Here is an 8,381-nt window from a genome sequence, read left to right as displayed (position 1 = left end):
TCTACGACTATTGGCGTGTCTCTCCCCAAACCGCCAGCTCACACGCTATCTAGACGACTTTGACGGCACCCTGGAACACACGGGTCGCAGCTTGACCGTTCACGTCGTTTCGAGAGGGAAGACCAGCAGGGAGCTAGAGGCGGTTGCCACGGTCTTGCCGTCTTTATCAACGACTTCACCTTCGGCGAAGATGACTCGGCGGCCCGATTTGACGACCCGTCCGGTGCAGGTCAGCGGCCCGCTGTCGGCAGTGACCGGCCGGAGGAAGTTGGTTTTGATGTCGATTGAGGTGTATCCGGTCCCAGCCGCCAACGTGGAGTGCGCGGCACACCCGAGGGCGGAGTCGAGCAATGTGCAGACGAAACCGCCGTGGACCATGCCAATCGGGTTGTAATGCGACTCATCGGGCTGCCCGCGGAACGTCACCGTGCCGTGCGTGACGTCGACGAGGTCCATGTTCAGATGGCTTGCGATAGGAGCGCCCGGGAGATCCCCGGAAACTATTTTCTGGAGGAACTCGATCCCATCGAGTGCGGGCAGCTGGGCCAGCCCCACCTGTGGGTCACGCCACCGGACGAGCACTTCTCTTTCCTCCGCGATGAGAGCTTCGGGCTCAGCCATGTGGGTCTCCATTTCATTCATACGTGGTCAGTTGATTTCTTCAGGTTCCACGAGCGTGCGGTACCGCGCTGCCCGCTGCGGATCGTCGGCCGCGACCGCGTGGCGCTCACCCCAGGCGAGCAGTGCGTTCAGGGCGGGAAGGAGATCAGCCCCCGACGCGGTCAACCCGTACGTGTGCCGCCGGGCTCCGGGGCTTAGCTCGCACTGGATCACGCCGGCGGCCTCGAGCGATTTGAGCCGCGCGGCGATCCGATCCCGCGGCGCACCCGTCCCGCGCACGATGTCGGAGAAGCGGACGCTGCCCATGGCGATCTCGCGCACGACGAGCAGGGACCAGCGCTCTCCGACGAGCTCGAGCGTGGCCGCGATCGGGCACGGTCGACCGGGCAGTTGCTCCAGGGGAACAGTTGTCATGATGGGTGCTACCTTACCTCCATGAGTTTGAATATCAAACCAATATCATCGCGTGGGCCGTTGGTGCCGGTGGCCGCCGGCACAGCATTGGTGCTCGTCACCTACGTGACGCCGATGGCCACGCTCGCCCCCACGTCCGCGGACCTCGGAACCGGGGCGACCGCCAACGCATGGATCCTCAGCGCCATGAGCATCGGGCTCGCCGGCGCGCTCCTCGCTGGCGGACTCCTGGGCGACCGTCTTGGGCGTCGCCGGGTATACATCGGCGGCCTCCTTGCCGTGATCGTCGGCGCCCTGGCCTGCGCGGCGGCATGGGATCCGTGGTTCCTCGTCGGCGCCCGCGTTGTGCAGGGGGCGGGCGGGGCGGCGGTCATCGCGTGTGGCCTGGCGATCCTCGCCCACTCGTATCCCCCCGGACGCGAGCGCCTCCACGCCACAGCGGTGTGGGGGGCCAGTGTTGGCGGCGGAGTCGCCGGCGGCTCGCTGCTCGCCATGGCCCTCGATATCGGCACAGCCTGGCGGGAGAACTACGCCGCGGCCGCTGTGGCCGGAGTACTCCTGCTCGTGCCCACACTGCGTGCGATCCCGGATTCTCGGGCCGCCACGCCGCGGCGCATCGATATCGGCGGACTGGTGCTCCTCATCATCGGGATGGTCCTCCTCGTCTCGACCCTGACGCAGGTGCGCGACGGGGTGGGGTTGGCGGCCCTGCTCCTGGCACTGCTGACGCTGGCCTCGTTCGCCGCGCTCTGGCTGGTCGAGCGGTGGGCACGACAACCCTTGGTCGATCCCGACCTCCTGCGGCATCCGAGCTTTCTCGCCACCACGCTGGGGGCCCTCACACTGGGCATCGGGATGATCGGCATGGCCTCGTTTTTGCCGATGGTGGCGCAGTTGGGATTCGGCGACTCGTTGCGGATGGCGAGCGTGCCGCCCCTGATCTGGGCGGTGACGAGCATGCTCGCCTCCTTGGCGCTGCGTCGACTGCCCTTCCAACTTCAGGGCCCGCTACCCATCGCCGCGCTGCTGGCACTGACAGCGGCCGGCATGCTCACCGCGGTCGGCGCCGATTCAACGCTGTGGCTTCTCATTCCCATGTCGCTGACAGGCATCACGAACGGACTTCTCACCGCGATACTGGGGCGCGAGTCGGTGGCCAGCGCGGCACCCGACCACGCAGCCATGGCCAGCGGCGCCAACAGCACGGCCCGCTATCTCGGAGCCGCGTGCGGAATCACGCTGTTCGCCGTGATCGCGGTCAACACCGGAGCCGACATCACCGAGGGCTGGACCAATGCCGTGCTCATCGCCGCCGCCATCACGCTGCTCGGCGCGGCGGTAATCGCGGCGCAATCCGTCGTCCGGAGACGGCAAGACTCTCGTCGAGGGCTCGCGCCAGTAGCGTGATGCGAGGCTACTTCCCCTCGCAGCGGCCCGTCCCGCGGTGAGCGTGTAGAGGAACGTGCAAGTTTTTGCGAAATCCTGCACGTTTCTATACACGCTCGCGAATCCTAGGGTCGGATCCCCATCTCATCCTGAATTCGGCAACAGCCTCATCGGCAGAAGAACATCGACATACGCATCGGGATCCCGGACCAGCACGGCGGCGGCCGCCCCGGGCGGCCATCCGTGTAATCCTGGAATATGGCTGGGATGCGGCACGACAAGCGCACGCCGGTCCTGTTCGCCCTGATCCTGAGCATGGCCCTTGTCGCCATGGACACGACCATCGTCGCCACCGCCATCCCGCAGGTGGTCGACAGCCTCGGCGGCTTCTCCCAGATCGGCTGGGTCTTCTCCGTCTACATGCTGGCGCAGACCGTGACGATCCCGATCTACGGCAAGCTCGCGGACCTCTACGGCCGCAAGCCGGTGCTCATCTTCGGGATCGTGGTGTTCCTGCTCGGCTCCCTCGTATCGGCCATGGCCTGGAGCATGACGATCCTGATCCTGTTCCGCGCGCTGCAGGGCCTGGGTGCCGGCTCGATCGGCGCCACCGTGAACACCGTGGCCGGGGACATCTACAGCGTCGAGGAGCGCGGCCGCGTCCAGGGCTATCTGTCGAGCGTGTGGGGGATCGCGGCCGTCGTCGCCCCCGCTATCGGCGGCCTCTTCGCGGAGTACCTGACGTGGCACTGGATCTTCCTGGTGAACCTGCCGATCGGCGCCATTGCGCTACTGCTGATAATCCGCCTCCTGCACGAGGATGTGGAGCGGCACAGCCACCGGATCGACTATGCCGGCGCGCTGCTCGTGCTGGTCTCCGCGTCGGCGCTGATCCTCGGCCTGCTGCAGGGCGGCACCACCTGGGCGTGGGACTCCCCCGCCAGCATCGGGACCTTCCTCGTCTCCGTCGGCGCCGCCATCGGCCTCGTCTTCGTCGAGCGCCGCGCCGCGGAGCCGATCCTGCCGCCGCACCTGTGGGCGCGCCGACTGCCCGCCGGCTCCTACGCCACGACCCTGACGGCGGGGATGATGGTGATCGGCCTTTCCATCTACCTGCCCAACTGGGCCCAGCAGGTCCTGGGCCTCAAGCCCGTGGTCGCCGGGTTCGTCTTGGCGGCGATGAGCATCACCTGGCCGGTGGCCTCGGGGCTGTCCGCGCGCCTCTATATGCGCGTGGGCTTCCGGAACACCGCTCTGCTCGGCACCGCATTCGCCATCTCGTCAGGCGCCGTGTTCAGCATGCTGTCGGTGTCCTCGCCGGTGTGGCAACCGGTGCTGGGCAGCGCGCTGATGGGCGCCGGGATGGGCCTGATCGTCTCGCCGCTGCTCGTCGGCCTGCAGAGCACCGTCGGCTGGTCCGAGCGCGGCACGATCACCGGCGGCGCCATGTTCGCCCGGTTCCTGGGCCAGAGCCTGGGCGCGGCGGTGTTTGGCGCGATCACCAACTCCGTGCTGCGCGGCCAGCACGGGGTCGCGGCAGACATCGCGACAAACGCCGCGACGCACGCGACGTTCGTCGGCTTGCTCATCAGCGCGGTCGCGACCGCGCTGATACTCGTCACCGTGGTGCCCCGGCATTTCCCCGCGCATGCGGGGCAGGACGACGGCCGGGTGCGATCAGGTCCAGAACAGGAGGAACTGCACGAATAGCGCCAGGCTGAACACCCCGATGCCGCCGCGCAGCAGCGCGGCGGCAGTGGCGCGCCCGGCTACTTGGGCACGCGCGTCCTGATCCTCGGACTCCGCGGCGGCGTGGCGCAGGCGCGTCAGCTGGCGCGCCTGCACGATCCCCCACGCCAGCGAGGACACCAGGAGCGCGGCCACCACCGCCAGCGCGGTGCTCTCGCCCGTCCACGTGGCAGCGCCCAGCAAAACCGCGCCGGCGATCAGCCCAATGAGCAGGTCGACGGAGGCGAAGATGCCGTAGACGCGGCCAAATGCCCGGAAGAACGCCACCCGGCTGGCCGGGTCCAGGGTGCGCGAGGAGACACGGGCGACGAGGAGGACGGCGACCATGCCGCCGATCCAGATACTTCCCGCGAGGACCAGGATTCCGAGGAGCGCGGTTTCCAGAGCGTGCGGCAATGATGTCATCGCGACTGTTCCCCCTCTCACCGCGCCGACCGAGCGGGGACGGACCCCGGGTTCAGGCTAATAGCCCCGGACCTCGCCGCTGCCAGTGGCCGGCTCCGCGTGGCGTGCAGTGGGATCCGAGTCAGGCCGCGAACTTCTCCGGGAACTGCTCGACGATCCCGTTGGTCAGCATGTCGGCCATCTCCCGCATATGCGATGTTCTGGTCGATATGGAGCTCCATCATCGCCTCCATATCGGCCGCGGGCCACGCGGGGTTCGCGGAGGCGAGGAAGTCGCCGATCTCTCGAGCATTCGCGTACCAGGCATCGCTGGCTGTCGCCAAGTCTGCGCTGTTGCCGGCCTTCGCGGCAGTGAGGACGGGCACCGCGCCCGTGATGTGCGCCTCGAGGAGGATAGGGGATAGGCACCACGATGACCGCATCTAGAAAACCTCTCTCCGACGACACCGCGCGCGCGCTGGTCTTGAACGCCGATCCATGGCTCTCCTGTGACGATTGCTTCGAGCAGGTGGACGAGGCCGTCGAGCAGCTTCTCATCGGCAACATCCCGTTCTCCGCGCCATTCAAGGCGCACCTGGTCGGCTGCTCGGTCTGCCTGGAGGAGGCGCGCTCGCTGGCGGGGCTGCTGGCCCTCGACGCCGGCCTCGAGGCCGCGGGCACCCTCGTCTGGTTCGACAACGCGGTGTCAGCCTGAGTTCTGGGCGGCGGTGCTGAGCTATCCCCGCGGGGGCCGCGTCCGCCACCATCCGGTCGCGTCCTCGTAGTGGTGCGCCGCGGCCAGCACCCGGCCGTCAGCATGCCGTGGTCCCACGATCTGCAATCCGACCGGCAGCCCGGCGTCGGTGAAACCGCACGGCACGGAGATCGCGGGCTGCTGGGTCATGTTGAACGGGTAGCTGAAGGGCGCCCACCGGGTCCACCTGTGCCCCGGCCAGCCCGCCGGCACCTCCACGCCGGCCTCGAACGCCGGGATCGGCATCGCGGGCGTGATCAGCAGGTCGTAGGTCTCATGGAACGCGCCCATCTGCACGCCCATGTTCATCCGCCGCTCCATCGCGTTCAGATAATCCTGGGCGCTGTAGGTGAGCCCCTGCGTGCTGGATTGCGCCAGCCCGGCATCCATCCCGGCCCGCTGCGCATCGGTCAGGTGCGCGGTGGCCTTCGCCGCCCCGGCGAACCACAGGCACTCGAACTCATCCACCGGATCGTCGAACCCCGGGTCGACCTCCACGATCTCGGCACCGAGGCTGGCAAGAACCTCGGCGGCGTTCTCGACGAGAGCGGCTACCTCGGGGTCGACGGTGACGAAGCCCAGGTCACGGCTGTAGGCGATGCGCAGGCCCGCGAGCGGCGTGGCGAGATCGGCGGTGAAGGGGTGCTGCGGCGGCGCCAGCGCCGACCAGTCCCGCGAGTCCGGCCCGGTGATCGCGTCCAGCAGCATCGCCGCGTCCCGGACCGTGCGCGTGATGGGTCCGACGTGCGCGAGGGTGCCGTACGGGCTCGGCGGATACATCGGCACCGTGCCGTAGGTCGGCTTGAAGCCGACCGCCCCGCAGAAGCTCCCCGGTATCCGCACCGACCCGCCGCCGTCGGTGCCGAGGGCGAGGGGGCCCATACCCGCGACGACCGCGGCCGCCGCGCCGCCGCTCGACCCGCCGGCGGTCCGGCTCGGATCCCACGGGTTGCGAGTCACCCCGGTCAGCGGGCCGTCGGTCACCCCCTTCCACCCCAATTCGGGCGTGGTGGTCTTGCCGGTGAACACTGCCCCGGCCTCGCGCAGCCGCGCCACCGCCGGCGCGTCCACCTCCCACGGGCCGGCCGGGTCGACGGTCTTGGAGCCGCGCAGCGTTGGCCAGTCCTTGGTGAGGAATAGGTCCTTGATCGAGGTGGGCACGCCGTCGATGGCGCTGAGGGGGTTGCCGGCGTGCCACCGCTGTTCAGACGCGCGCGCCATCTCCAGCGTGACATCCGCGTCGACCAGGCAGTAGGCGTTGAGCGCCCCATCGGACGCCTCGATCCGCTGCAGCACCGCGCGGGCCACCTCGACCGGGGACACCGCACCGCTGCGATATGCGACGGCGAGTTCGGCGGCGGTCCGGTCCGCGAGCTCGTCTGGTTGCTGGGTCATGGTCTCTCACCTTCCGTGCACTAGTCCTCGTGGGTGACGTATCCCCGCTGCTTGTCCACCACGTTCGGCAGCGACTCGGGCGCGTCCCCGCCGACATAGCGGGCCAGGCTGGCGGTGAACATCTGCGCCAGGCGATCACGCCAGCCGGCCGCGTCCCCGCTCATGTGCGCGGAGATCAGCACCGTGTCCATCGGCCACAACGGATGGTCTGCGGGCAGCGGCTCCTCCTCGAAGACGTCCAGCGCGGCCCCCGCGATCTGTCCGTCGCGCAGGGCCTGCACCAGGTCCTCGGTGACCAGCAGCTCCCCGCGGCCCACGTTGATCACGTGCGCGTCGGGGCGCATCGCGGCGAGCACCGACGCGTCGACCATGCCCCGCGTCTGCGCGGTCAGGGGCGCCACCAGCACCACGTAGTGCGCGTCTGTGACGGCGCTGGCCAGGTCGTCGCTGGCGTGCACCACCCCGAAGTCGGGATCGTGCTCGCGTGCCACCCGGCCCACGCCGCGGACGTTGAGGCCGACGGCGGTGAGCAGCCGCGCCGTCTCGCGGCCGATCGCGCCGGTCCCGACGACGAGCGCGGTCGCGTCCTGGATCCGCTCGGTCTCGCGGTGGCGCCACTCGCCCCGTGACTGCAGGCGTAACGAGCGCGGGAGGTCCTTGGCGAAGGCCAGGATCGAGGCCAGGACGAACTCGGCGATCGGCCGGTCGAAGATGCCGCGTGAGTTGGTCACCACCACGTCGGAGGCCGCCAGCTCGTCGAACATCAACGTGTCGACGCCGGCAGCTGCGATGTGGATCCAGCGCAGCGTGGGCGCGCCCTGCGGCCAGGCCTCCCACAGCGCCCCGGAGAAGAAGTCCCACAGCAGCAGCGCATCTGCCCCTGCCAGCGCGTCGCCAAGAGTGTCGGCGGTGGCGTAGCGGACCTCGGCGAGAGCCTCGGCCTCCTCGAACCGGCGCAGCGCGCCCTCGGCGTGCAGGATCACGACGATCGGTTTCCGTGTCTCGGCGGCCTGCGCGCTCACCGGGCGGGCTCCGACATCATCGCGGTCAGGTCGGCGACGGCGGTGGACAGATGCGTCGTGATAGCGGCGCACAGCTCGTCGTGTGCCCCCGCCGCGAGCAGGTCCACCAGCCGTACGTGCTCCTCGGCCAGCGCCTCCGGCCGGGCGTAGGCGCTGCGCAGGTGTGCCATGCAGATCCGGGACTCGGCGGCGAGCGTGGAGTAGATCCGGATCAGCCGGCTATTACCGGTGGCGGCGACGAGCCCCTCGTGAAATGCCAGGTCCTGCGCGGCCACCGCCGACCAGTCGCCCGCGGCCACCAACGGCGGCATGGCGTCGGCGATTGCGCGGAGCCGGGCGGCGACGGCGCTCCGGGCGCGAGCCGGGAGGGCGAGGAGGACGCGTGCCGCGGCCAGCTCGATCGCCTCCCGCGCGGCATAAATCTCGGCGATGTCGGTGTCGGTCAACTCCACGACGAACACCCCGCGATTGCGGTGGCTGACCAGCAGGCCTTCCTGCGCCAGCCGCTGGAGCGCCTCGCGCACCGGGCCGCGGGAGATCCGCAACTGCGCGGTGAGGCTCGCCTCGCTCACCTGCTCGCCCGGCGCGTAGGTGCCGTCGACGATGAGCTCGCGCAGCTGATCGGCGATCACCACCGAGGTCTGCGGCCCGGTCAT

9 protein-coding genes are annotated in these 8,381 nt (G+C 69.4%); 3 read left to right on the top strand and 6 right to left on the bottom strand.

Annotated features, from left to right (window positions below):
- Positions 1-99 precede the first annotated feature (99 nt).
- Both TBIF_RS06690 and TBIF_RS06685 read right to left on the bottom strand, forming a co-directional pair.
- Positions 100-621 (bottom strand): PaaI family thioesterase, encoded by a 522-nt coding sequence (locus tag TBIF_RS06690; protein ID WP_148302189.1) that lies wholly within the window; start codon positions 619-621, stop codon positions 100-102.
- A gap of 27 nt (positions 622-648) precedes the next feature.
- A complete protein-coding gene (locus TBIF_RS06685; RefSeq protein WP_024794065.1) occupies positions 649-1,035 on the bottom strand; it encodes a winged helix-turn-helix transcriptional regulator in 387 nt (128 codons plus the stop codon).
- 21 nt (positions 1,036-1,056) lie between these two features.
- Between TBIF_RS06685 and TBIF_RS06680 the strand changes: the two genes are divergently transcribed.
- Both TBIF_RS06680 and TBIF_RS06675 read left to right on the top strand, forming a co-directional pair.
- Positions 1,057-2,442, top strand: a complete 1,386-nt coding sequence (locus TBIF_RS06680) for an MFS transporter (RefSeq protein WP_084611579.1) — start codon at positions 1,057-1,059, stop codon at positions 2,440-2,442.
- Positions 2,443-2,688: 246 nt separating this feature from the next.
- Positions 2,689-4,131 (top strand): MDR family MFS transporter, encoded by a 1,443-nt coding sequence (locus TBIF_RS06675; protein WP_148302188.1) that lies wholly within the window; start codon positions 2,689-2,691, stop codon positions 4,129-4,131.
- On the opposite strand, the gene TBIF_RS06670 is transcribed toward TBIF_RS06675, so the two are convergent.
- The gene (locus TBIF_RS06670) at positions 4,099-4,575 is read right to left on the bottom strand and encodes a hypothetical protein (RefSeq protein WP_148302187.1); all 477 of its coding nucleotides are present in this window, start codon (positions 4,573-4,575) and stop codon (positions 4,099-4,101) included. The two genes, TBIF_RS06675 and TBIF_RS06670, sit on opposite strands and share 33 nt — an antisense overlap.
- Positions 4,576-4,987: 412 nt before the next feature.
- Here TBIF_RS06670 and TBIF_RS23065 point away from each other — a divergent pair, with 412 nt between their 5' ends.
- Positions 4,988-5,269, top strand: a complete 282-nt coding sequence (locus TBIF_RS23065) for a hypothetical protein (protein WP_024794060.1) — start codon at positions 4,988-4,990, stop codon at positions 5,267-5,269.
- A gap of 21 nt (positions 5,270-5,290) precedes the next feature.
- On the opposite strand, the gene TBIF_RS06655 is transcribed toward TBIF_RS23065, so the two are convergent.
- Genes TBIF_RS06655 through TBIF_RS06645 form a run of 3 tightly spaced genes read right to left on the bottom strand, consistent with a single transcriptional unit; the run spans position 5,291 to position 8,381 of the window.
- Positions 5,291-6,703 (bottom strand): amidase, encoded by a 1,413-nt coding sequence (locus tag TBIF_RS06655; protein WP_024794059.1) that lies wholly within the window; start codon positions 6,701-6,703, stop codon positions 5,291-5,293.
- A 20-nt stretch (positions 6,704-6,723) separates the two neighbouring features.
- Positions 6,724-7,725: a D-2-hydroxyacid dehydrogenase gene (locus TBIF_RS06650; RefSeq protein ID WP_024794058.1), complete on the bottom strand. Its 1,002-nt coding sequence runs from the start codon at positions 7,723-7,725 to the stop codon at positions 6,724-6,726.
- The gene (locus TBIF_RS06645) at positions 7,722-8,381 is read right to left on the bottom strand and encodes a GntR family transcriptional regulator (RefSeq protein ID WP_207165762.1); all 660 of its coding nucleotides are present in this window, start codon (positions 8,379-8,381) and stop codon (positions 7,722-7,724) included. Before TBIF_RS06645 ends, TBIF_RS06650 begins: the two co-directional genes overlap by 4 nt.

The organism is Tomitella biformata AHU 1821, assembly GCF_000524475.1.
GTDB classification, from domain to species: domain Bacteria; phylum Actinomycetota; class Actinomycetes; order Mycobacteriales; family Mycobacteriaceae; genus Tomitella; species Tomitella biformata.
Note: the sequence above shows the minus strand (reverse complement) of the source record. Positions and strands in the feature narration are given on the sequence as shown.